The 22,896-nt window shown below is 59.8% G+C and carries 20 protein-coding genes; 13 read left to right on the top strand and 7 right to left on the bottom strand.

The window, feature by feature from the left end; translation table 11 throughout:
• Positions 1-51: 51 nt before the first annotated feature.
• Positions 52-2,274 carry a TonB-dependent receptor gene (locus MKI88_RS16475; protein ID WP_241632563.1) on the bottom strand — a complete coding sequence of 741 codons (2,223 nt, stop codon included), beginning with the start codon at positions 2,272-2,274 and terminating at the stop codon, positions 52-54.
• Positions 2,275-2,449: 175 nt separating this feature from the next.
• Entirely contained in the window at positions 2,450-3,328 is an 879-nt protein-coding gene (locus tag MKI88_RS16470) for a VOC family protein (RefSeq protein ID WP_241632562.1), read from the bottom strand.
• 325 nt (positions 3,329-3,653) lie between these two features.
• Here MKI88_RS16470 and MKI88_RS16465 point away from each other — a divergent pair, with 325 nt between their 5' ends.
• Positions 3,654-4,073 carry a nuclear transport factor 2 family protein gene (locus MKI88_RS16465; RefSeq protein ID WP_241632560.1) on the top strand — a complete coding sequence of 140 codons (420 nt, stop codon included), beginning with the start codon at positions 3,654-3,656 and terminating at the stop codon, positions 4,071-4,073.
• Between the two features lie 35 nt (positions 4,074-4,108).
• The gene (locus MKI88_RS16460) at positions 4,109-5,260 is read left to right on the top strand and encodes an alpha-hydroxy acid oxidase (RefSeq protein ID WP_348636269.1); all 1,152 of its coding nucleotides are present in this window, start codon (positions 4,109-4,111) and stop codon (positions 5,258-5,260) included.
• Positions 5,261-5,299: 39 nt separating this feature from the next.
• On the opposite strand, the gene MKI88_RS16455 is transcribed toward MKI88_RS16460, so the two are convergent.
• Positions 5,300-6,211, bottom strand: coding sequence for a LysR family transcriptional regulator (locus MKI88_RS16455; protein ID WP_241632558.1), 912 nt, complete (start codon positions 6,209-6,211; stop codon positions 5,300-5,302).
• Positions 6,212-6,315: 104 nt separating this feature from the next.
• Here MKI88_RS16455 and MKI88_RS16450 point away from each other — a divergent pair, with 104 nt between their 5' ends.
• The 3 genes from MKI88_RS16450 to MKI88_RS16440 all read left to right on the top strand — a co-directional run bounded on the left by MKI88_RS16450 (position 6,316) and on the right by MKI88_RS16440 (position 10,861).
• Entirely contained in the window at positions 6,316-7,194 is an 879-nt protein-coding gene (locus MKI88_RS16450) for an SDR family oxidoreductase (RefSeq protein WP_241632557.1), read from the top strand.
• Positions 7,195-7,318: 124 nt separating this feature from the next.
• Positions 7,319-8,203, top strand: a complete 885-nt coding sequence (locus MKI88_RS16445) for an alpha/beta hydrolase (RefSeq protein WP_241632556.1) — start codon at positions 7,319-7,321, stop codon at positions 8,201-8,203.
• Between the two features lie 618 nt (positions 8,204-8,821).
• The gene (locus tag MKI88_RS16440) at positions 8,822-10,861 is read left to right on the top strand and encodes a TonB-dependent receptor domain-containing protein (RefSeq protein ID WP_241632554.1); all 2,040 of its coding nucleotides are present in this window, start codon (positions 8,822-8,824) and stop codon (positions 10,859-10,861) included.
• Between the two features lie 734 nt (positions 10,862-11,595).
• On the opposite strand, the gene MKI88_RS16435 is transcribed toward MKI88_RS16440, so the two are convergent.
• Both MKI88_RS16435 and MKI88_RS16430 read right to left on the bottom strand, forming a co-directional pair.
• Complete coding sequence (locus MKI88_RS16435; RefSeq protein WP_241632552.1) at positions 11,596-12,717, bottom strand: glycosidase; 1,122 nt, start codon at positions 12,715-12,717, stop codon at positions 11,596-11,598.
• Positions 12,718-12,824: 107 nt separating this feature from the next.
• Positions 12,825-13,922 carry an alpha/beta fold hydrolase gene (locus tag MKI88_RS16430; RefSeq protein ID WP_241632551.1) on the bottom strand — a complete coding sequence of 366 codons (1,098 nt, stop codon included), beginning with the start codon at positions 13,920-13,922 and terminating at the stop codon, positions 12,825-12,827.
• 364 nt (positions 13,923-14,286) lie between these two features.
• On the opposite strand from MKI88_RS16430, the gene MKI88_RS16425 reads away from it, so the two are divergent.
• From MKI88_RS16425 to MKI88_RS16405, 6 genes are all read left to right on the top strand, one after another.
• Positions 14,287-16,512, top strand: coding sequence for a hypothetical protein (locus tag MKI88_RS16425; protein ID WP_241632550.1), 2,226 nt, complete (start codon positions 14,287-14,289; stop codon positions 16,510-16,512).
• Between the two features lie 2 nt (positions 16,513-16,514).
• Positions 16,515-17,252 (top strand): SDR family oxidoreductase, encoded by a 738-nt coding sequence (locus tag MKI88_RS16420; RefSeq protein ID WP_241632548.1) that lies wholly within the window; start codon positions 16,515-16,517, stop codon positions 17,250-17,252.
• A 10-nt stretch (positions 17,253-17,262) separates the two neighbouring features.
• Complete coding sequence (locus MKI88_RS16415; protein WP_241632546.1) at positions 17,263-17,667, top strand: hypothetical protein; 405 nt, start codon at positions 17,263-17,265, stop codon at positions 17,665-17,667.
• Positions 17,664-17,891, top strand: coding sequence for a beta-propeller fold lactonase family protein (locus MKI88_RS21535; protein WP_407073373.1), 228 nt, complete (start codon positions 17,664-17,666; stop codon positions 17,889-17,891). Before MKI88_RS16415 ends, MKI88_RS21535 begins: the two co-directional genes overlap by 4 nt.
• 22 nt (positions 17,892-17,913) lie before the next feature.
• Positions 17,914-18,669, top strand: coding sequence for an SDR family oxidoreductase (locus tag MKI88_RS16410; protein ID WP_241632544.1), 756 nt, complete (start codon positions 17,914-17,916; stop codon positions 18,667-18,669).
• 98 nt (positions 18,670-18,767) lie between these two features.
• Positions 18,768-19,523 carry an SDR family oxidoreductase gene (locus tag MKI88_RS16405; protein WP_241632542.1) on the top strand — a complete coding sequence of 252 codons (756 nt, stop codon included), beginning with the start codon at positions 18,768-18,770 and terminating at the stop codon, positions 19,521-19,523.
• 386 nt (positions 19,524-19,909) lie between these two features.
• On the opposite strand, the gene MKI88_RS16400 is transcribed toward MKI88_RS16405, so the two are convergent.
• Entirely contained in the window at positions 19,910-20,233 is a 324-nt protein-coding gene (locus MKI88_RS16400) for a hypothetical protein (protein ID WP_241632540.1), read from the bottom strand.
• A 141-nt stretch (positions 20,234-20,374) separates the two neighbouring features.
• Here MKI88_RS16400 and MKI88_RS16395 point away from each other — a divergent pair, with 141 nt between their 5' ends.
• A complete protein-coding gene (locus MKI88_RS16395; RefSeq protein WP_241632538.1) occupies positions 20,375-20,896 on the top strand; it encodes a DNA-deoxyinosine glycosylase in 522 nt (173 codons plus the stop codon).
• A gap of 401 nt (positions 20,897-21,297) precedes the next feature.
• On the opposite strand, the gene MKI88_RS16390 is transcribed toward MKI88_RS16395, so the two are convergent.
• A complete protein-coding gene (locus tag MKI88_RS16390) occupies positions 21,298-21,894 on the bottom strand; it encodes a hypothetical protein (RefSeq protein ID WP_241632537.1) in 597 nt (198 codons plus the stop codon).
• Positions 21,895-22,621: 727 nt separating this feature from the next.
• Between MKI88_RS16390 and MKI88_RS16385 the strand changes: the two genes are divergently transcribed.
• A partial coding sequence (locus MKI88_RS16385; RefSeq protein ID WP_241632536.1) for a hypothetical protein occupies positions 22,622-22,896 on the top strand: 275 nt, incomplete at its 3' end.

Here is a 22,896-nt window from a genome sequence, read left to right as displayed (position 1 = left end):
CTGTTCTGGTGGTTTTCGGGGAGGATCGAGATGATCTCCCCCCAAGCGGGTTCAGAATTTGATGTCCAACGTGGCGCCAAACGTCCGCCCGCGCCCAATAGTCACAAAGTCCGTGATCGGAATCTGGGTGGTCAGCTGGTCGGCATAGGCGACGTTGAAGAGATTTCGACCCCACAGCCTGACACTGTACTTCTCGTCGGTGTCAATAAACCAGGCGATGGATCCGTTGACCAGCGAATAGGCCTTTTGGTTCAGTCGGTTCTCAGGCGTGCTGTACCAGCGGCCAGAGTGGAAGAAGTCCGCCGCCAGGCTGATGCTGCCCGTGTCGAGCGGTATCTTGTAGTCGAACCCGGCATTGAACTGATAGTCGGGGACATTCTGGAGCCGCTTTCCGTCCGCGCTGATGTTCGGCAGCGCGGTCACACCGCCGTTCGGCAGGAGCGCCGTCTGCGTGATCGGGAAATCGCCATAGCGGCCATGGAGAAGCGACACGCCGGCTGTGAGTGTCAGGCCATCGATCGGCACCGCCGTCGCATCAAGGTCCAAACCGTAGATCTTGGCGGAATCGCCATTGTAAATGGCTAGCAGGCCGTTCTGGAACGTGTTGAGCTGGATGTCGCGATAGTCGTAGTAGAAGGCCGCGCCGTTGAGCCGCACGCGCCGATCGAAGAACTCGCTTTTCAGGCCGATCTCGAACGCGTCGAGCACCTCGGGCTTGAACGATTTAGCCGAGCCGGAGCTCGCCGGATCAAAGCCGCCGCTCTTGAACCCGCGATTATACGACCCATAGATCATGACGTCGTCGGTCAATTTGTGATCGAGCGCGATACGCCAGGTCGGCTTGGTCACGGTGTCGCTGGCCTCATAGGGGCCCTGCGGGACGTGAATGCCGGGGTTGATGACGAAGAAATCGCCGGACCCCTCGATCGATTTCTTTTCAGATGTCAGGCGTACACCCAGGGTCAGCGACGTCTGATCCGTGAAGCGATAGGTCCCCTGAGCAAAGCCGGCGAATGATTTGGTGCGCTGGCGTGTGTCGATGGTCGACACGAAATTGAGTCCGGGACCCGCGACAACGCCAGGTTCGAAGCCGCCTCTGGCGTTGAAATAATAGGCGCCGAGCACCCAGTTGAACGGACCTGAACCATTCGAGACAAGCTGCAGCTCCTGACTGAACTGCCGGTCGAGCTGCAGAATATCTGCATTGATCAGATCTTGCGGCAACGAGTCGGAGTCGAACCTGATATCCCAGTCGGAATGCCGATAGGCCGTGATGCTGACGAGTTCGACGTCGCCGAAATCATGCCTCAGCTCGAGCGAGCCGCCATATTGCTCGACCTTGGAATGTGGCTGAACGTTCGAGTTCACATCGAACTTGCCGCCGGTGAAGGGGACGCCGGTGATGGGCAGAACGCCCGTTACAGGACGATAGGCCGGAATGATCGACTTGGAGTCGGTATAGTCAAGGATGACAGTGGCGGTCGTGTCGCTCCCCAGTTCTGCCTTCCACTTCGACCGCACTGAGAAATCCCGCGACTTGTTGACGTCCTTCCCGTTGAACAGGTTGGTGCCAAAGCCATCGCTCTGGTTCAGATAGTGGACGGCGAGGTCAGCCGCCAGCCCCGTCGTCAAGCCGCCACTGAGATAAAGGTCGCCGCCATAGGTGTCATGATTGCCGTAGGTCAGTTTCGCCTGACCTTCGAAATCCTGTCCCGGATCGCGCGTCGTGATCTGTATCAGGCCGCCTGTTGCGTTGCGGCCGAACAGGGTGCCCTGGGGACCCTTGAGCACCGTAATCTGGGCGATGTTGTTGAGTGAGAGGACCGACGCGGGTGCGGAGGCGTAATAGACACCGTCCACATAGGTCGAGACCGCATTCTCGTTACCACCCGTCGCGATGGCGGTACCCACACCGCGGATACGCGGCGAGGCGGCTGCGGCCTGGGTTGTGTAGGACAGTCCGGGCACCACCGAGTTGAGATCGATGACCGATCCCACCCCTTTGGCGGAAAGCGCGTCCGCGCTCAGGGCGGTTACCGCAATGGGAACGTCCTGAAGATTTTCAGCGCGCTTTTGCGCCGTGACCACGATTTCCGCCAGGCCGCCGTCCGACGGCCCTTCGGCCTCGGTTTGCTGAACCTCTTGTGCGGCCTCTGCCGGCTGCACCTGCGCAGGCGGTTCAGCCTGAGCCTGGGCCTGCGCCGCTGCAGGCAGCCCGGCGATTGGAAGCAAAAGGGCAACGCCCTTTGGCGACAGTATCTTTCGCGACATCATTCAACCTCTCCCCATGCACGTCTCGTTGTCGAGATCCTCGATTGGCCCTGGTCAACACGCCCGACGCCAAAAGCATTTTTGTCCTTCGCGAGCCACGAGAGCCGACGCCGGAATATACATTCGTTTACTCTTAGTGAATGGATCATTCAATAGTGAATATTGAGCGGGGGCGTCGTTACCGCGCGACCTTGAGTTCTGGGAGTTCGTCCTTGTGGGTCGCGTCGGGAATTGCGCCCCAGAGATCAAAGTCTTCCGGTGCGGAGGACATGCGCCGGGCCTCGCGCGCACCGGCTTCGGGGAACTGTTCCATCCCGAGCGTATATTCCCAGACAAAATAGTCTGGCCCGTAGATGTAGAGGTGAATGCTTCCGGACGTCGGATGGCGGCCGATGCCGAACTGGATCTGTGCGTCAAAGCGCTGTGCGCGATTGAACAGCCGCCCGATGTCGTCGATCTCGTTCACCATGAATGCGACGTGATGCATCCGCTTGATGCTGCTGCGCGTCTCGATCAGCGCAACGCTGTGATGATTGGGGTTCGGCCATGCGCGCAGAAGCGAGAGGCGGTTGCCCTCGAAATAGTCGGAGACAAGGAACCCCATCTCTTTGACGAGAAAGTCGGTCGCTGTCGGGCAGTCCGGAACAAACAGACCAAAGTGCTTGCCGCCCTGAAACTGTGTAAGCATATTCTTTCGCGGCGACGGGATCGTCGTCATCCCAGCGAAGAATTCCCACGTTCCACTCAGGACCGGATCGATCATCCGGAAGGCACGGTCGAGCTTGAGCGCTGCGCAGTCTGCATCGCTGACCCATAACGGTTGAAAGCCTCGGCTCTCGAAATGTCCAAAGGCGGCTTCGAGCTCAGCGCTACTTTCCAGTTCCCAGGAACTGCGGGCCAGCGATGGGCGCTGCGCAGGCGCAAGAATGATGTCGTGGTGCGATGCACCCGCCCTGAAGTAGCGGGCACCATCCTTGTCTTCAGTCACGAGATCGAGCCCGAACACGTCGGTCGCGAACTGGGTCGACTGCTCGATGTCCGAGACCTCGAGCAGCAAATATCCGAGCCGCTTGTGACGGAAGGAAAATGTCATTCCGTTCGCTCCATTTATCACGGGGCAAAATGCCGTTTCGACGGACGAGAGAACGACGGGCAGCGCCAGGCGAACTCGGGCACAAGCCCGCGAGAGCTTGCCCGGATGTCTCGACAAGAGACGCAATTCGCCGCGTCCCCGTCACCCTCTCCTTGTTGAGGCCGGATTTACGTATTAATGAATGCATTTGTCAATCATGAATGAACCATGTAGTGACATTGGACAAGTTCACACCCTGTCAGGGTTAGGCAAGAATGGGTGGAACCTGTCGAAAAGGAGAGGAAGCAGCATGGCCCTGGACAAGGAAGCGGTAGCGCGGGCGCTGCTGCGCACAGTCGACGCGCAAGGGGACATTTCCCCGTTTGTGACCGACGATATCGAACTGATGTATCCCAAATGGGGCGTCGCGCGTGGAAAGGCCGAGCTGATGCCGTTGTTCCTTGATCTTGGGAAATATCTGACCGGGATCAGCCACGATCAGGATTCCTTTGTCTGCATGACGGTCGGGAATCGGGTGTGCATCGAAGGGGAAAGTTCGGGCGCCCTGGTGAGTGGCCACAGCTGGGCGCCGGACGGTGGTTGCGCCGGGCGCTTTTGCACGATCTTCGAGTTCCAGGGGGACCTGATCAGTCGGGTCCGTATCTATATCGACCCCGACTATTGTGGGCAGACCGTCGGATTTTATCCCTGGGCGAAGACCGCTGCCTGAGCGCGCTCGCACGGGTTCGCTCACGGCTCGGCTCAATGGAACGGCGACTGAACATGCTGACGCATTGTCATAATATCGAAGATCTCCGCATCGCCGCACGGAAGCGCGCTCACCGGATGGTGTTCGACTATATCGATGGCGCCGCTGACGATGAGGCTGCGATGCGCAACAATGGGCATCAATTTTCAGGCTATGATCTGGTGCACCGGGTTCTGACCGGAGTCGACCAGGTCGATACATCGACAACGCTCCTCGGGCGAAAGATCGACATACCCTTCATCATCTCACCTTCGGCGGGAAACCGGCTGTTCCACACACAAGGTGAGCGGGCGGTTGCACGAGCTGCGAGCGAGTTCGGGACGATTTACAGCCTGTCGACACTGTCGACGGTGTCCATCGAGGAAATCGGCAGACTGACTTCAGGCCCCAAATGGTTCCAGCTCTATGTCTGGAAGGATCGGGGCCTCGTAAAGGAGATGCTGGCGCGCGCACGGATGTCCGGGTTCGAGGCGTTGATCCTGACCGTGGATATGCCGATCACGGGCAATCGCGAACGGGATTTGCACAACCGTTTCACGATTCCGCCCAAGATCACCCCCGCGCAAATCTGGCACGCGCTTCGGGCACCGCGCTGGACGGCGGATTACCTGATGGGTCCGGCGATCAGATATGCGAATCTTTCGGCCGACACACCCGCGATCAGCCTCGCAGCATTTGTGGCCGGGCAGCTCCACGCGGGATTCAACTGGAGAGATGCTGAATGGCTCCTGGGTGAATGGAATGGACCGTCGGTCATCAAGGGGGTGGTCGATACAGACGATGCGGCAAAGGCCGTGTCCACAGGGTTCAACGCTATCGCCATATCCAATCACGGAGGTCGCCAGCTGGACGCTTCGCCTGCCCCGATCGACATGCTGCCGCCCATTGCCGACAAGGTTGGCGATGCCGCCGAGCTGATCGTCGATGGCGGCATTCGTCGCAGCACCGACATCCTGAAATCCCTGGCACTGGGCGCGCGCGCCGTGAGTTTTGCGCGCCCTTATCTCTACGGGCTGGCGGCTGGTGGACAGCAGGGGGTCACGCGTGCGCTGGATCTTTTCACCACTAGCCTCAGGCGCGACATGGTCCTGCTGGGTGTGCAATCGATCTCGGAATTGAACCGTGATTTTGTGCGTCGGCGTGCGTGACGCTTGGGCCCGTCGCGGCGGCCTTGGGGGCGGGGGATATCAGCCGGCGAGCATTGCCGCGAGTTCTTGGCTGGAGCCATTGGGAAATGTCTTCAGCAAGCACTGCACAAATGCAGACACCTTCGAGCTGAGCAGCCGGCGTGACGTGTAAAGCGCCCAGATTTCGGTGTTCGTTCCTGATACCTGGCCCCAATTGGTCAGGCGGCCGGCGGCGATGTCGGACATGACCATCGATTTGGGCAGCATGCCAGCGCCCGCCCCAGCGCGAACGGCGTCGCGTACCATGACGAGGGAGGACAGTCGAAGCGTGGACTGCGGTGCCAGAACTTCGCCGCCTCGGTCACTGTTGATGCGCCAAAATGCCTGCCCCGATGTTGCCGTCAGGACCACGGCTTGTACGGGCAGGGGCGCCTTGTCCCGGCGCTTTGCCGAAGGTCTGGCAAATCCGGGCGCGGCCACCACCAGCATTTCGTCGTGGAGGAAGCATCTTCCCACCAGTTCCTCGGTGGGGGACGGATTGACGCGTATCACGACGTCATATCCCTCATCGACCAGATCCACTGCGCGGTCCTCGGCCGTGACCTCGAGGGTCACCTGCGGGAAGTTCGCGATGAATCCTGCCGCGATCTTTCCCATTGCGATCTGCGAAAACAGTAAGGGCACGCTGACGCGCAGCGTGCCCCGCGGCTGGTCCGCTCCCGTTCCGAGGGAATCTGCAACATGCTCAATTTCGGCAAGCAGACCGCTGGTGCGCTCGTGGAGGAAGCGTCCCTCGGTCGTGAGCTTCAATGTGCGCGCACTGCGCTCAAAGAGTCTGACGCCGAGATCTTCTTCCAGTTCGCGGACTTTGCGAGACAGAGTTGCCTTGGGGCGATTGGCGGCGCGGCTGGCCCGCCCAAAGCCGCCATGCCACGCGACCAGGTTGAAATCCTCAAGCGCAATCAAATCCATTTATCGATCCATTCGTGAGACGGGGTGTCTCAGTATTCGTACTTTTGGATCAATTATGAAACGATAAATTTGCCGGGAATGTAAATCATCAAGGGAGTTTCGACATGGCGATTCTTGTGACGGGTAGTACGGGGACAATCGGTTCCCAGGTCGTGGCCCAGCTTGCTACGCGCGGAGCGGACGTGCTTGCACTCACGCGAAGTCCCGACAAGGCTCGGTTCCCTGAAGGTGTGACTGCCGTCAAGGGCGATTTCACCGACGTGGAGTCGATGCGCTCCGCGCTGTCCATGGCAAGCACGCTATTCCTGCTTAATGCGGTTACGCCGGATGAAGTGACCCAGGCGCTGATCGCGCTCAATCTGGCGCGCTCAGCGGACATCGAGCGCATCGTTTACCTCTCGGTATTCCACAGCGACCTCTACACAAATGTGCCCCATTTCGCTGGCAAATTTACTGTGGAGCGCATGATCGAGCAGTACCAGTTGCCTGTGACCATCCTGCGTCCCGCCTATTTCATCCAGAATGACATCACCATCAAAGACGTCATTGCAGGCTACGGCGTCTACCCGATGCCGGTTGGCAGCATCGGACTGTCCATGGTCGACACGCGCGACATTGCCGAGGTGGCTGCTCTGGAGCTGCTGCGCCGCGAACGGTCCTCTACGCCGCTTCCGGGCGAAGTCGTGAACGTTGTTGGGCCGGACGTACTTAATGGCGCTCAACTCGCGCGACTCTGGTCCGAAGTTCTCAATCGCGAAATCGCTTATGGCGGGGATGACAGCGCGGCGTTCGAACAGAACATGAAGGCGTTCGCTCCCGATTGGATGGCGTACGACATGCGCCTGATGACGGAGCGTTTCCAGCAGGACGGCATGGTCGCGAGCGTTGCCGATACAAGCCGGCTGACCAAAATGCTCGACCGGCCGCTCCGATCCTATCGGGAATTCGCCGAAGAGACGGCTCAGCAGCTGCAGCCGGGCTGAGAAGGCAACGGACCCGCGCGACCAGACCTCGATCCATAGCATTTCGATCGCAAGAACCTCCGCTGAAGGGCGAATTGAGCATGTCCTCATTACCCACGCGTTTTATCCCGATGATCGCGTGCCGATGGCGGAGATGCGCGAGATGATGGCGCCCGTCAAAGGAGGCGTAACCGGCCCTGCTGCGCGCGATTGGTTTGATCAGCTGATGGAATCGAGGCCTGCGGCGGTCGACATGGTCTATGAGGCGGCCGAGATTGGTGGCGTGCCGGGCTGGTGGTGTCGGCCGCATGCTGCTGCCGAACGTGCGGTCGTCCTGTACCTGCATGGCGGCGCCTATATGGTCGGATCGGCATCGGCCTACCGGCATTTTGTGGGCCAGATAGCAACCCGCGCGAAGGTCACGGTGTTCGTGGCCGATTATGGCCTCGCACCTGAAAGGCCGTTCCCAGCGGCCGTCGAGGATGCTGAGGCGGTTTATCGCGGTCTTCAGTCACTGGGTTATGGCCGCATCGCCCTTGCCGGGGATTCTGCAGGCGGTGGGTTGGCCCTCGCGCTGCAATCGCTGGTCGTGGGCGCGTCCCATAATGATAGTGCGCAGGCGTTGGTTGGAACTATCGCGATGTCGCCCTGGACGGATCTGGCCCTGAGCAGCGCCTCGATGGAATCGCGTGCGGAGGTGGATCCGCTGTCCACCAGGGACGCGCTCGCTGAGACAGCGGCAATCTATCTTGGCGCAGCAGACCCTTTGGATCCTCGCGCCTCGCCTCTGTATGCGAAGCTGAGCGGTCTCCCGCCAGTCAGAATCCACGTGGGCGAGGACGAGATCCTTCTCGATGACTCGGTGCAATATGGACGTCGTCTTGCGGCGGCCGGTGGAGACGTCGAGGTGCATGTGTGGCAAGGAATGGTGCACGTCTTTCCGTCGAGCTTCTCCCTGCTGCGGGCGTCGCGGGACGCCCTCGATGACATTGCCCGCTTCCTGAAAATCCAGTTGGGCGTCGGTCATTGACCACTCGGCACCTCGCTCAAGCCAATAGCTGAAATGCACTCTGGCTCGCCATAATCGCACACTCTGGCCGTTTCCGCGCGGAATCGATCATCTCTTAGACCCTAAGTCGAGAATTCGAATCATGCTGCTCGGCATTGGCAGCTTCACGCCGGGCCAATGCCACTGCCGCTTTTTCTCGATGTCGAGACCGAATAGGAATGGCGCAAGGTCTTAGGGCTCTTTTCACCGATTCAGAGCCATGATTGGCAACGCGTGTTGGTTCGTCGCCGATACCGGCCCAATTGAATGCCGAAGCAAGGCTTCGGCTTTCGTTCTGAACCCCTTTGATTACAGCTGAAGCGACGTGTGCCGGGCACGTAGAAGCTAAGGCAGGACGCTCGTCGCCGGAGGGCGCCTCGGCCCGATCATCGGGCGCAAATCGAAAATGGTGAAAGCTGATGGTGGCGTTCGAGATCTGTCCGAGCGACGGCCAGCTCAGCATGCTGGCGCGCGCTTGAGACCAGCGTGGCAGATATCGAGGCGTAACCCAACACGTCCCGGCAGCGCTTTCTGTCTATTGCGTAATGTTATAACGTAACTTAATGGCCGCGATGTCTCTAAACGCAAAAGGGGTTTATCGTGAAAATTCGGGTATTGCTGCTGTCCGCGGTCTCAATCTCGGCCGTCATTCCGACCGCCGCCTTCGCCGAGCAGGCTGGCAGCACCAGCGAGAACGATATTATAGTCACGGCCACGGGACTGGATCAGGAGGCGGATGAGACCGCCACGCCGGTCGTGACGCTATCAGGAGACGAGCTGGTGCATCGGCGCCAGGCGACACTTGGCGATACTCTCGCTGGCCAGCCGGGCATCAACGTCGATAATTTTGGTGGCGGTGCGAGCCGTCCTGTCGTTCGGGGCCAGACTGCGCCGCGTGTCCAGGCGCTGTCCGATGGTGCAAACATTCAGGACGCCTCAACGATCTCGCCCGACCATGCGATCACCACCGAGCCTCTGCTGCTGCGTGGCATCGAAGTGCTGCGCGGTCCCGCTGCCCTGCTATATGGCGGAGGGGCGATCGGTGGCGCAATCAATCTGCTCGACGACAAGGTGCCGACCGCACTTCCCGAAGATGGTTTCTCCGGGGTGGCGGAGGGGCGCCTCGGAACCGCAGATGATGAACGGTCGCTGGTGGGCGGGATCACCGCAGGCGCAGGTCCGTTCGCCTTCCATGCCGAGGGCGTCCATCGCAGCTCGAACGACTATCGTGTGCCGGGAAAATACGGGCAGCGTCACGTCGATGGCTCCTATAATGACACCTCCACATTCAGTGTGGGCGGATCGTGGATCGGCCCCGATGGCTATCTGGGTGTCGCGTATACGCGACAGCGCAGCGAATACGGTCTGCCCGGCCACAATCACGAATATGAATCCTGCCACCCGCATGGCTCCAGCCTCCACTGCGGCGCACATGATCACGATGAGGCAGGTCACGATCACGACCATGATCACGAGCATGACGAAGTGCCATTCGTGAAACTGCGGAGCGAGCGCTTTGACATCCGCAGCGAATATGGCGATCCGTTACCGGGCTTCGAGAAGCTCAAGTTCCGTATGTCGTTCACCGACTATGGGCATGACGAGATTGAGGAGGACGAGGTCGCCACCACGTTCAGGAACGAGGCGCACGACATCCGCTTCGAGCTCACCCACAAGCCGATCGGCGGGCTGCGCGGCGTGTTCGGCGTCCAGCATTCGGAAAGCCAGTTCAGCGCGCTCGGCACAGAAGCGTTCCTCCCCGAAAGCGAAACGCGCAACACCGCGCTGTTCCTGATCGAGACCTTGCAAGCCGGCGCCGTGAGGTTCGAACTCGCCGCACGGCAGGAATGGCAAAAGATCGAGACCACGCGCAATCGTGAGGTCAGCCACCGGCCCTTCTCTATTTCGGGCGCGGCCGTGTGGGACATCGGCAACGACTATTCCCTGGCATTGTCGCTCGCCCGTTCGCAGCGCGCACCAAACGTCCAGGAACTCTACGCGCGGGGCATCCACCTCGCCACCAACACCTATGAACTGGGCACGGCGACGCTGGGCAAGGAAACGGACAAGTCGATAGACCTCACCTTCCGGAAGAGGGCGGGCGGCACGACTTTCACGATTGGCGCCTATCATCAGGATTTCGACAATTACATCTTTGCGAACACGCTCGATCGGTTCGAGGACTTCCGCCTCATTCGCTACACGGCCGCGGATGCGAACTTTACCGGCATCGACGGTGAAATGCGGCATCAGTTCGCGCCTGATTTCGGTGCTTCCATCTTCGGTGACTATGTGCGGGCGAAACTGAAGAATAATCTCGGCAACCTGCCGCGTATTCCCGCGGGCCGTCTTGGCGCTCGCGCCGACGGCAAATGGGGACCATTCTCGGCCGACATCGAATATTACCATGTCTTCGAGCAGGGCAAGATTGCCTCGTTCGAAACTCCCACGTCCGGCTATGACATGGTCAACGCAACGGTGGCCTACAGGCTCGACCTCGGGCCGAAAGCTAATGCCGAACTGTTCGTACGTGCGACGAACCTGACGAACGATCTCGCCTTCAACCACGCTTCGTTCATCAAGGACGCATCGCCTTTGCGCGGCCGGAACTTCACGTTCGGCCTGCGCACGGCGTTCTGACAAGGACTGGCGATAGTCGAGGGAAGGAGGAGCGCTAGTCCCTTCGCTCCTCCTTCCAAGCTGAGACTGAAGAACCGCATGAACAGCCGCGGATTGCAAATCGCCCGGCCGGTTCGGAGGCCTCTTTTGATGCCTCCCGAAAGTCGCAGAAATCTGCGGATTTTTTGTGCTTTGATTGAACGAAAAGTCGATCGTGAAGCGAAACGATGACACAAATCATGACACATGTTGCTCCGGCTGATCGATCCCACTTACATCGCCCGCGATGCGCCATCAGAGGTCGGCAAGGCGGCGGTGCTGACGCTTGGCTTTTGGACGACGGTATCGGGATAGGCCGGATGGCCCGATTTCGCGAGAGCGCGAATTTTCACGTTTTTCAGAGGAATCATGGCACTTTACCAAAATGCAGATGCAGTTCTCGATTTTCAGTGTCGGTTATCAAAATGTCCCGGACTCGCCGGGCGGGTCGCCTTCGAACAACCGTCATTCCACACTTCGTGAACGGAGTGCAGCTTTCATGAAGCGGAAAATGGGTCCTGATTGACTGGGATGTCGGCGGGCCCGGACATAACACCAGTACTTTCTGGCTGTTGCCTGCAGAGACTGTGGGGTTCCTGCCCATGTGTCTTCAGAAAATCGGCAGCCACAGAAATGGCATTCTGATTTTCCGTTCGCGCCGCCAACTGCGCCCAAAGACGACGAAAGGTGCTGCTCGCCAACCTGCCGCCGTAACATCAGGCCTGTTCAAACCGGGATTTTGGAATGTGGGTTATCCGGCATGCTAGGTCGGCTTCGCCCGACGCGACGACATAATGGTCGCCACGGTCGGCAATCCCCGTGGTGAAGACCACGTCGCGCACATAGAGCTGATGCTCGATCGGCCGGGTGAGTTCGGGATTTGCTTCGAGCAGCGGTTCGCGTTCGCCCCGGAGCAGAATGCTTGGATCATTTTTGTCTAGAAGCGACCAGTAAGTCCGGTATATGCCGACGATCTCCTTGGGCTCCACGCCGTGCCAAAGGGTCAGCCAGCCATCCTCGGTCAGGATCGGGGGCGTACCGCCGCCCATGCGCGCCGTCGCGAGGGTTCCGGCGCGGGGACGGATCCCGGGTTTGTGATAGGGCTTCCAGAAATGCCCGTCGGGAGACAGCGCCAAGTTAATCGAGGGGCCGGCACGCCACTCGCTTCCCGGGGGATACGCGAAATAAAGATTACCCAAGGGGCGGGTTTGCGCCCAGTAATGGTGATCGATCAGGCCCTCGAAGATCAGCATGTCCTTGTTCTGGTGATCGAGCACGATGTCCTCGAAGCTCCAGTCGAGGCCGTTGGGTGAACTGTAGAGGGTTGTCGAGTGACGTTCGGGGCTGACCGAGCAGCTGGTCATGAGGTACCGGCCCCCAACGCGGCTGATGCGGGCATCCTCGATTCCATAACACTGGAAATCATGGGACGGGGCGATCGCCCGGTCATAGTGGATCGCGACGATTTCGAGGCCATCTGGTGTGAGCTCCACTGGCAGAAGCCAGGACAAGGAGGTCAGCGCCATGATCTTCCAGCCGCCGCCGCGCAGGGCAAACTTTCGAGGGTCGGCCGTGTCGGCATGCCCTAGCGGCCAGGCATCGAGCACATATCGCCCGCCATTCTTGTTTGATTCCCAGCGGATTGCGTGGATATGTCCGTCGCGGACGGGTTCGCGTAGGGCCTCCGCCACCCGCACCATCATCAGGAGATTGCCGTTGGCCAGCACGGTTAGCCCCGGATTGAATGCGCCGAGCACGTAGGTTTCCGCGTTGAGATGATCGGCCAGCGGAGAGCGCGACAGATCGATATCGTCCGGGACGAGGACCAGCCGGTCCATGGCGAAACGGGTTATGGATGATCGAGCCGCGTCTTGATTCGACCCTCCGGGATCGGCCGTCGCGCTCGTATCTGGTCTGGCCTTACTTTCCTGACCGTCGCCTTGGCTCATAAGATGGCTGAACTCCCCGGGGGGTGGACAAGATCATCCTCGGCCCGCGTATTCGCGCCCCCCGAGCCAAGCGTGCGCGCCCGGTCGATGGCGACCATCACTCTTTCGGGTGCTGTATAATGCACCATATGCCCAGCGCCGGCCACAGTCACCAGTTCGCTGCTGGCAATCGTACCGTGCAGCGCAGCCGATTGATCACTGAAATGCGCAATCTTGTCACCAACGCCACCGACGATGATGATGGGCAGCGACAGCTCCCCATAGCGCTCTGATAGCTCGGAGGCCGCGGGGATCATCAAGGCGGTGTCGGCTGCCGCGGCACGGATCTGCGACGGACGGAGAGCCATGTCCAGCGGCCATTGGCCGATATTTGCCGGCACAACATCCGGCGAGAACATGGATGCAAACATCGTGGGCGCCATGACCCTCCCGGCCAATGGCGACACGGTATATCTCAAGATATCGCCAATCACGGGGATGGCGGGCGGCGAGAGAAGGGCCGCATCGGGCCGTGCCGTAGGAAAATAATATCCCGCCAGCAGGACGAGCGCCGCAATTTCCTCCGGATGATCCAGCGCCATTGCCAGCGCTGCCAGCGTCCCCCAGCTATGGCCGAGAACTATCGGCCGTTCCACATCGAGCTGCATCAGCGCCTTAAAGATCAGCTCGGCTTGCGCGGAGGGACTCCAGATCGTGGATCGTGGCCGTTCGCTGTACCCGAAGCCGGGCCGATCGAACGCTATCACCCGATAATGGGCCGCTGCTTCGTCGATGAGGCCGCTTAATAAATAATCTTCGATTGTTGCGCCATTTCCGTGCAACAGCACGAGCGGGGGCCCCGAACCTCGATCGAGATAGTGAAGCCGAACCCCGTCGACTTCAACAAAATCCCCGATAGGCGGCCTGTCGCGTTCAGCCTTTTTGCTTCGACTCCGGTTGAACAGCGCTGCGCCGGCAAGCGCGATCGCGCTTCCTCCCAGGGTCCAACTCCGCCAAGCAGTTTGCCTCAAGGCCTGAACCTCGTCCCGTTGATCATGTTTGTCATCCATGTCGGGCAGAACGATTGTGCGCTGCAACAAGTTGCGGGGCAGCAAGACATTCTTTTACTCGCTTCCAGCGCCATTGGCGCCGGGGTCGCGGCAACCATAGGCCGCTTACGTAAACGGCATCGAGGATATGCCACCAACACGCGAGCGTGCCGACGCGATCGCCTTCGTCAGCACCCGCTTTTCCAATCACGCTTGCCGTTAAGGTCGGCCTCTGGGCGCGGATGACCGTGCGATGCTGCAGCTTCGCCACGTGGAGCTAAGGTTGCCGGGAGAGATTAGCGTTTCACGGGCACCCGGAATCATACTGATCCAAGTCAACTTCGCCACTCGTCGCGGAACATCGCGCCGCAAGCCCGGTTGACAAGAGACCCGGGGCTGCTGCGCCTGATCATCCAGAGATGCAACACACATGACTACGTTGACGGTCGATACCGAGTCCGCTGGAATCAGCTCGTATGTGCTTGGCTTGCGCGATGCGCTCCGGGATGGCTCGGCCAGGACGCTTGGCCGATTTGGGCTGGGAGAGCTCGAAGTCGAACTGGTAACCAGTGCGGACTCATTGTGGGCGCTGATCCGGCGCGACGGAAAAGGCGGGCTGGCGCTGCGCGCGGCCTATATTCCGACCGGCTTCGAGTGCACGAAGTTGAAGTCCTCGTCGCGAGAGATGGCGCGCATCACCATTTCGAGCGCACTGGGCGAACATGATGTCTGTTTCTTGCCCGGCGGCGAGGCGCTCGAGTTTCTTCGTATGACCGTGCGTTTCACGCCCGCCGCACCGCTGCTGATACCGTTCGTGCCCAGAGATCTATATCCTCTCGACGCGAAAGACGACCCGCTCGGTGCGTCTGGCACGGTTGAAGCCGTGCAGCGAGGTCTCAATTGCGGCATCGTCTATTTCCGGATCGAGGAACCCGCGTTTGGCAACGTCCTCTATTTTCAAAACCTGACCGCGATGAACGATTATTACCGCGCGACCAAGACGAAACCGGACGGCGTGGTGGGCGGTGTATGGCCCGAACTCGGCCATCTTCCCCCCACGACCGATCAGACTGCAGACCTATCGAGCAATGCGTTGAAGCCAGGCGAACAGATTACGTTGTCCGATGCTATCCTCGTGTTTCGCCACGAGGCGCCGCCACATGAGCGCGAGTCGGCCCGCCAGTTCCTCCAGATGCTCGGTGTCGCCTACAAGATGCTTGACCTGCCGCACACCGACTATCGTGATTGGGTCGAGCGCTGCGAGCGCACGCTGCATGACCTCGATAATGCTCGGGAAGCCACAATCACGCATTATGGCCATCGGTATATCCATCCCTACACGGCAGCCGAATATCCCGATATCATGGTTCAGATGTCGCTGGTCACGGCGATCCACGACTGGGGCAAATGGTTCGGCAAGCCTCACCCGCTCGAAGCAGAATTCAAAGCGGGACTTGAGAAGTTTTACGATCCCAGGCTCAAATCGTTGCGGCGCTATCTTCCTAATGTCGGCGAAGACAAGGACGCGGATGCCGTTGACAGCTGGTACCTCTATCACCCGATGCTCAACCTGGGGATACTCGCGCTCGACGGGGATGAGGATGCGCGCAAGCTGCTGATGAAGTCGATCGATTTCGCGATCAAGTCTGCGCACCACTTCAAATACAAGTGGCCGGTTCAGTACAAGATTACCGATTTTTCAATCATCACGGATGTCGCCGGGGCCGACGGCCGCGGCCAGACTGACGTTGGGGGCATCTATGCCTGGGTCATGCTCCAGGCATTCGAACTGACCGACGACAAACGTTACCTGGACGAAGCGCGGGCAGCGATCGATGCTGCGATGGGATTGCGGTTCAACATCAATTACCAGGCCAATCTCACGGCCTGGGGCGCGGCCGCTTGCATGCGGCTGTGGCGGATCACCAATGACGACGTCTATCTCGAACAAAGCTACGTGTATCTGGGCAGCTTTTTCCACAATTGCGAGATCTGGGAGAGCAAGATCGAGCTGGCGGTCCATTACCGCAATTTTCTGGGCGTCACCTGTTTGCAGGACGCGCCCTATATGGCGATTTACGAGTGTTTTGACTCGTTTGCAGCATTCGAGCGCTATCTGGACGACAGCGGCCCCGACCTTGAACCGGCCGTGCGCATGCTGGTCGCCGAATATTGTAAATATGCCCTCGACCGAGCCTGGTACTATTATCCGGACGCGCTGCCTCCCGAGGCACTGGCGTGTGAGCAGCGCGCGAATAATGGATATATCAATCGTAAGCTGTCCTTCCCGCTGGAAGATCTTTATCCCGATGGCCAGCCTGCAGGCCAGGTCGGTCAGGAAGTCTACGGCGCCGGCGCGGCGTTCATCTTCGCCACACGCGCCTTTCACCATGTCGAGCGTTCACCGTTCCGCCTGTACTGCGACCACTTCGTGCGAGCGATGGAGCGCACGGCCGAGAATGCGCTCACAGTAACGCTCGATGGCGGGGAAACCTGCACGGCGGGCGTCAGCCTTGTGCGGCTGAAGCGGCGCAAGTTCGGCAAGATCAAGATTACCACGGTAGGCGGTGATGTGCTTCGCGCGCATCATAAGTCTGGCGACCGTGTTGACTTCCGCGTGCCAGCCAACGGCCGCTTCGTGCTGACCTGGAGTTGAGCGTGCGTCCAACCAATCTGGACGGCAAGCGTATCCTGGTGACAGGGGGCACCACGGGGATCGGGCGCGCGACGGTCGCGCTGCTCGTGCGCGAAGGCTCACGGGTGCTCACTTTCGGGCGTCACGAGAGGGAGCTGGCCGACGCAATGGCCAGCGCCCGTATTGGACGCGGTAGTATCGAAGGCCTGATTGCCGACGCTGCGACGCGGGAGGGCATCGACGAGGTGTTCGCGGCGGTTGATGAAAGGCTCGGCGGAATCGACGTGCTCGTTGCCAATGCAGCGCTCGGCGCGCAGCCTATCCACGAGATGGCCGACGATGATTGGCGCTATGTGGTTGACACCAACTTCACCGGCTATCTTGCTAGCGCCCGTGGGGCGATCCTGCGCATGGAGAAACAGGGATCTGGACACCTGTTATTCGTTGGATCGATCTCCAGCGAAATCAAGGCTGTCGGCGAAAGCGTCTATGCCGGGACCAAGGCCGGCGTGAAGGCGTTCGCCGAAACGCTGCGCAAGGAAGTGGCGCCGAAGAATATCCTGGTGAGCGTCATTCAGCCCGGATCAGTCGCAACGCCGATGCAGGAATGTAGCGAAGAGGCGAAGCGGCAGGCGATTGCCAACGACGAGATGCTCTACGCCGAGGAAGTCGCTGAGGCGATCCTGTTCACGTTGACCCGATCCCGGCACGCGGACGTCGTCGGACTGCGGATCGAACCGCGCATGCAAAAAACGAGCTGACGGAAAGCGGATGAAAGCCGCGCTCAAGACCAGCGAGGGCAGGCATAAGGCTACCGCCGCGTGCACGGGGCGGACATCGATGCAGTCGCGGCCGCTTGGAAACAAACTCATGCCGCGCGGCTATAAGGTTGTGGTCGTGGGCGGATACGACGCTGGTGGGTTGGCGATGCCGCTGGACTGGCAGCGCATTCAGTTGTTCGAATCTAAAATCATGCCCAGGCCAAGCGTCGCCTTGCGTAACATTTGTCCCGAGCAAGCTACGGTGCTCGAGCGATTGGCATTGCGGGGCAAACTCGACGAGAAGAGTTTGATTAAGCACCGCTTGAGCTGGACCAGATCACCGAAGCGTTCAAGACGGCCGATGCCTCAGCGAAAGCCGCCGCCGTGTTTGTTGCAATTTCGATCACGTGAATGACGCACCTTCTTCAGTTGGTGCCAAGCGGAGGCGCCTCCCCCCGAGCCTTGGCGCTGCTGGAGTCCGAGCGGCTGCTCGTACTCGTCAACGAAGACGCAATGAACGTCACGTTCTTCGCACTGAAATCGGACGGCACATTGACGCCGCTTGATGGAGTGCTCCGAGCTGCAGGCGCCGCATCTGTGCCAGTCGGGCCAGCGGCGGCCTCGCCGCTGGCGGGCTGACCTTTCCAAGCAGGAGAACGATATGTCGTCAGCGCCATCCAACCTACAAGGCAAGCGCGTTCTTGTTACGGGTGGCGCGGGCGGGGTCGGCCGTGCCGTTGCCTCGCGCATGGTCGCCGCGGGTGCAACTGTCCTGATTGCAGATCGCGAAGAGCTGGAATTGCGATGCGCGGTTGAAGCGGTGCGCGCGTCAGTCTCGAACGCGCGCATTGACTCAGTGACCGCTGACCTCGCCAATAGCAGTGGACTCGCACGTATGTTCGACCGCGTCGACACGTGGCTCGGCGGCCTCGACATACTTGTCGCCTGCGCCGGCGTCGGCTCGGGACCGCTCATGGATATGTCCGAGCCCGACTGGCGCTATGTTATCGAGAGCAATTTGGTCAGCTACGTTGCCTGTAGCCAGGGCGCCATCGAGCGGATGCGGGCGGCCGGCATCAAGCATGGCATAATCATCCTGGTCGGGTCGATCAGCGTCCATATCAAGGCGGTAGGCGAGAGTGTCTACAACGCTTCCAAGGGGGGCGTCGCCGCTTTTGCGGAAACTCTCCGCAAGGAACTGATCCCCCATGACATCAGGATAACCTTGGTTGAACCTGGAGCAATCGACTCTGCAATGCAGCCCTTCTCCATCGAGGAACGCGCGCGGCTCGTGAGGGAGAGTAGACTGCTACCGCCTGAGGAGGTGGCCGACGCCATTCTGTTTGCTGCCACGCGCGGTCCTGGGGTGGATGTAGTCACGCTACGGATAGAGCCGCTGGTTCAGAAGATCGTGTAGCGGCAACGCAACCCGGCGAAAAATTGCTGGCTATTGGTAGAACTCCGCCGCGTACCGCACGTTTGCCCCTCACCGGGGAAAGTGGAAAAGGAAGTACGATGACTGACCTGGCGGACGCCCATACTCAACAGCCAAGCCTCGAAGGGCGACGCACCGTTGTTACCGGTGGTACGACCGGCATTGGCCGAGCCATCGCCGTCCTGTTGGCGAGTTACGGTGCCAAGGTCTTCATCTGCGGGCGTAATCCCGCGCATCTGATGGACGCCCTCGAGCGGATACGTGAAGTGGGCGAGGGCGACGGAGTTGCCGTCGATCTGACGCTCGCTGAAGATCTCGAGCATTTCTTCGCCAAAGCCGATGGATATCTCGGCGGGCTCGACATCGCCGTGGTCAATGCCGCCGTTCCTGCCGAAGCTATGGCCGGGACCGACGAGCAGACGATGCGCTATCAGATCGCCGCCGATTTCACCGCCTATCTGGCCACCGCGCAGGCAGCAGCGGAGCGGATGCAGGCGGGCAGCGATATCATCTTGATCGGTTCGATGTCGGCGGTTTCACGCAAGGGAGGGGCGTCGATCTATGTCGCGGCGAAATCGGGAATCGAAGGATTTGCCGTGTCGCTGCGGCAGGAACTCGCCGACGAGGACATCAAGGTGGGCCTCATCGAGCCCGGCTTCACCGGTGCAGATTTTCAGTATCCGGAATTTGGCCCTGAAGACCAAGTCAAATTGATCAACGAACATGTGATGCTGCGCGCCGAGGATATTGCGGTCGCCGCCCATTTCATGCTGACCCAGCCGCGCCGGACGGCGGTGTCGCTGATGCGCGTCGAAACGCGACTCAAGCATCCATGAGCAGGATCGCCATCGCGAGCTTGTCCTTGTTTCCGACAATATTAGCTCGGCGCTCGCAGCTCGCCGGCCATCTCAATGCCGACACCGACCTGCACGGCGAGTTCAATCCGGGGCTGTCACGGTTGTCTCTGAGCACGGCATTCGCTGGAGTTGCGGCGAAATAGCCTCCATAAACTTATTCTTAGAAGCCCGGTTCTGTGGAGACGACGAATGGGCATGGCGCAAGCCGATCGCTCTGCTGGCGAGCCACAAGTCGAGCATCGTCAGGTTGCCCCCAGGCCAGCGCCATGCCCCCTCGAGGATCCGTTCGACCTTGATAATCGTCTGTGCCCGCGCCCCCTCACCAAATCATGGGCAAAACTGCATTCGCACGAGCTTCTCGGCCTTTACACCGAACGCCCTCTCGACCGGATCGCGGTGTTGGCGCAAAGCGCCGAGCGTCCGTTCAGGACAGCCCCCAAAGCCTGGCGATTGACGTGAAACTTCTCGGCAAGCAGGCCGATGTCAACGCCATGTGCCTCAACAATCTTGGTCTTGAGCCAGTCGCCAAATCCTGAGCGGCGTTCCGGGCGCCCAAAACCAGTGCCGCGAAATTCGATGATGGAGGTCGCGTTCGAGCGCAAGGCGCTCACCACCATTATAAACGAGGAGGGATTGAAACTGGCCTGAGAGGCCACATCGTTACAAGCACTGCTGTGCGTCTCTTGCAAGCTTGCGTATTTGCTCTGCCGTTGCGGCGCGGGGATGATCCAGATTCAACCAGACGCGAAGGGTCAAAGCCCCCTTCATCTGCGCATCCGCCTGAAAAAATGGACGCGACAGTGAGCGCATCGACATGCCAAGCAGTTTCAATGGCTGATCCCCCGCCCAGCGACAGTCACAAGACATGTTTCAATCCCGTCGTCGACGGACGCACCCGGCTTCTCATCCTGGGTAGTCTCCCAGGCGAGGAATCGTTACGCGCAGGTCAATATTATGCCAACCCGCGCAACCAATTCTGGCGACTGCTTGGTGACGTCATGGAGATTCCGCTTGCAGACTTGTCCTATTCTGACAGGCTGAGCACTTGCCTGGACCAAGGTGTGGGACTGTGGGACACCGTCGCGCAGGCCCATCGCAAGGGCAGTCTCGACGCCAGAATCCAACTTGAAAGGTCGAGCGATCTGGAAGCGCTGGGGAACGCATTGCCATCGCTCTACGCACTTGCCTTCAACGGCACGACCGCCGCTCGCATAGGGAGACAAGCGGTCGCATCGGATCGCTGGATACTCCTCGATCTGCCGTCGAGCAGCCCGGCCTATCCCCTCGCTTACGGGCTCAAGCTCGAACGCTGGATGATGTTGAGAAAGTTTCTTCACCGTTATGACGTTTAACTGTGGAGGGGCCAGCTGTGAAATCCGCGCACCGACTTCGCGGCATGATGGCGTACCACGCGTCGAGCAGCGGTCCCCGCGGAAACAAGCCGGTGTCGGGTGCATTCAAGCGGAGAGGCGTGCGACGCCCGGCATCAGACTCAGCGTCATTGCTGCGCGTGCCCCTTCAGCGCATACGCTGTGCAACATAATCGAAGAGTCCGGCGATAAAGTCGCGCGGTGCATTAGTGTGGACGCGAATATTACCACGCGGCCGATTTCGGAAGTGTTTTGTAAATAGGTAATAGTCGGTCGCTCAGTCCCTCGGTCGCGCTGCAAGGGCAAGTTGTCAGCACAATTCCGACCCCGGCGATAGGAGAGCTGCCTCCAGAGAGTAGCGCTCCTATCTCTCCAGAGGCCGATTAAACCTGGGTTGCTTTGGCGCGTGATACATTATGCCCGCCAGCACCATAAAGAATGTTCTGCGCGGTTTCGGCGTCAATTCTCCCAACACCCGTGTCGACCGAAACGAAAACGCCGCCTTCGTGAATACGCGACTCATAATATCGCGCGTCCTCCTCGCTTACACCGTGCTTTGTGAGCAGTCCGGCCAGACCACCGGTTAACGCACCAGCGCCAGCGCCGATTGCTGCCGCTTCGGGAACGGCACTCGCTGCGATCGCACCAGCCGCCGCGAGGGGGCCGACCCCCGGGATGGCGAGCGCGGCAATGCCAAGCAATGCACCGATCGTTCCACCCGCAATGGCACCCTTGAGAGCACCTTCTCCTTTATCCTTTACCTCGTGCGTCTCCACATCGCCATAATCCCCGCTCGCACCTTCGTGGCGAGCGATCACCGATAAAGCCGTGTCGGGAACACCCGCGTTGCGAAGCTCCGTGACGGCCTGTTCGGCATCGGCGTTGCTGTCAAAAACAGCAGATACAACTGGGTTCATATAGGCTCCTGGAAATTTCTCTGATGGCGAAATTGCCTTCACCCTACTAGAACCCTTGGGCATGGCAGCCCGCTCCTTGAAGGTATGGTCAGCCGGCGCGTGTGGGGCACGGACTGTCACGAAACCCTTCTCTCACAACATCGCCATAATTTTGCGGCGCCAGTTTGCTCCTCCCACGAATAATGCTGCTCGACATGTGACCTAGGTTCACCTTCGGACAGAGGATTATCAACAAGAGCTTCACTGCGTAGAAGTTGGGCCCCGGGCCATATCGACTGCCTTGCGCAGAGTAATGGAGTGCGAGCCGCGGCGACGGCGCGGCAGCATTGTTTCGAGCTGTCAGGCAATGGGGTGCCTAAGAGTAAACGCCGCTACTCGCAGCGATCCTGCCCGGCGGTTACCGCAAGTCGCCGTTCACCGTCGGGCTTGTGAGCGACAACGTCCCAAATGCTGGTCGGTCACAGGCGCGCCTCGCAATGAACAAAGGGCAGGCTTCAGGAATCAGATTTTATCTGGAAACGGCCGCGATGGCGGGGACTGGAGACACCAATATAGCACGAGGCGGCCTGCAGGTCCGTCCTGCTGCACGATGGAAGCAGGTAATTGATACGGCGGATGAGGCACGATGTAACGCCGAAGCTCGAAGCGCAGAAAGGGGCCCGCGGGGGGTCGCTTCCCGCGGGCCCAAATAGTTACGAGGCCACATCACTAGCGCCGCAGGGTCTGCTCGCATGCCTCAGCTACTTGTACAACACTTTACGCCGGTTCACTTGATCTAGGTTACGACGAATTGTGCTATCTCATTCATTTCGCTGGCTGGACGGCAATTTGCCCTTTTTCTGCCTGCAAAGTTGCTATTCAAAAGGTCGTCGCCAGGCCTTGGAGCCGCGCCGACAAAGATGAACGTATGACGGGTTTGAGGACACAAAAGGCGCATCGTACCGCTAATATGACGGCGTTTGCTGCTATTCGTATGCCATGGGAGACGGGTGGTTCCCCGGGGTTGACCTCGATCAACACGAATGTCGTGAACGGCGAAATCATATTGATGCGGGTTAAGATCGC

The sequence above is a fragment of the Sphingomonas sp. LaA6.9 genome, from assembly GCF_022601895.1.
GTDB lineage: Bacteria > Pseudomonadota > Alphaproteobacteria > Sphingomonadales > Sphingomonadaceae > Sphingobium_A.
Note: the sequence above shows the minus strand (reverse complement) of the source record. Positions and strands in the feature narration are given on the sequence as shown.

Coding starts and splice junctions, on each gene's coding strand:
- MKI88_RS16460 (WP_348636269.1), top strand. CDS start 4,109: ATGGAACGGCGACTGAACATGCTGACGCATTGTCATAATATCGAAGAT.
- MKI88_RS16455 (WP_241632558.1), bottom strand. CDS start 6,211: ATGGATTTGATTGCGCTTGAGGATTTCAACCTGGTCGCGTGGCATGGC.
- MKI88_RS16475 (WP_241632563.1), bottom strand. CDS start 2,274: ATGATGTCGCGAAAGATACTGTCGCCAAAGGGCGTTGCCCTTTTGCTT.
- MKI88_RS16395 (WP_241632538.1), top strand. CDS start 20,375: ATGGCTGATCCCCCGCCCAGCGACAGTCACAAGACATGTTTCAATCCC.
- MKI88_RS16390 (WP_241632537.1), bottom strand. CDS start 21,894: ATGCCCAAGGGTTCTAGTAGGGTGAAGGCAATTTCGCCATCAGAGAAA.
- MKI88_RS16445 (WP_241632556.1), top strand. CDS start 7,319: ATGGCGGAGATGCGCGAGATGATGGCGCCCGTCAAAGGAGGCGTAACC.
- MKI88_RS16405 (WP_241632542.1), top strand. CDS start 18,768: ATGACTGACCTGGCGGACGCCCATACTCAACAGCCAAGCCTCGAAGGG.
- MKI88_RS16410 (WP_241632544.1), top strand. CDS start 17,914: ATGTCGTCAGCGCCATCCAACCTACAAGGCAAGCGCGTTCTTGTTACG.
- MKI88_RS16425 (WP_241632550.1), top strand. CDS start 14,287: ATGACTACGTTGACGGTCGATACCGAGTCCGCTGGAATCAGCTCGTAT.
- MKI88_RS16415 (WP_241632546.1), top strand. CDS start 17,263: ATGAAAGCCGCGCTCAAGACCAGCGAGGGCAGGCATAAGGCTACCGCC.
- MKI88_RS16435 (WP_241632552.1), bottom strand. CDS start 12,717: ATGGACCGGCTGGTCCTCGTCCCGGACGATATCGATCTGTCGCGCTCT.
- MKI88_RS21535 (WP_407073373.1), top strand. CDS start 17,664: ATGACGCACCTTCTTCAGTTGGTGCCAAGCGGAGGCGCCTCCCCCCGA.
- MKI88_RS16450 (WP_241632557.1), top strand. CDS start 6,316: ATGGCGATTCTTGTGACGGGTAGTACGGGGACAATCGGTTCCCAGGTC.
- MKI88_RS16465 (WP_241632560.1), top strand. CDS start 3,654: ATGGCCCTGGACAAGGAAGCGGTAGCGCGGGCGCTGCTGCGCACAGTC.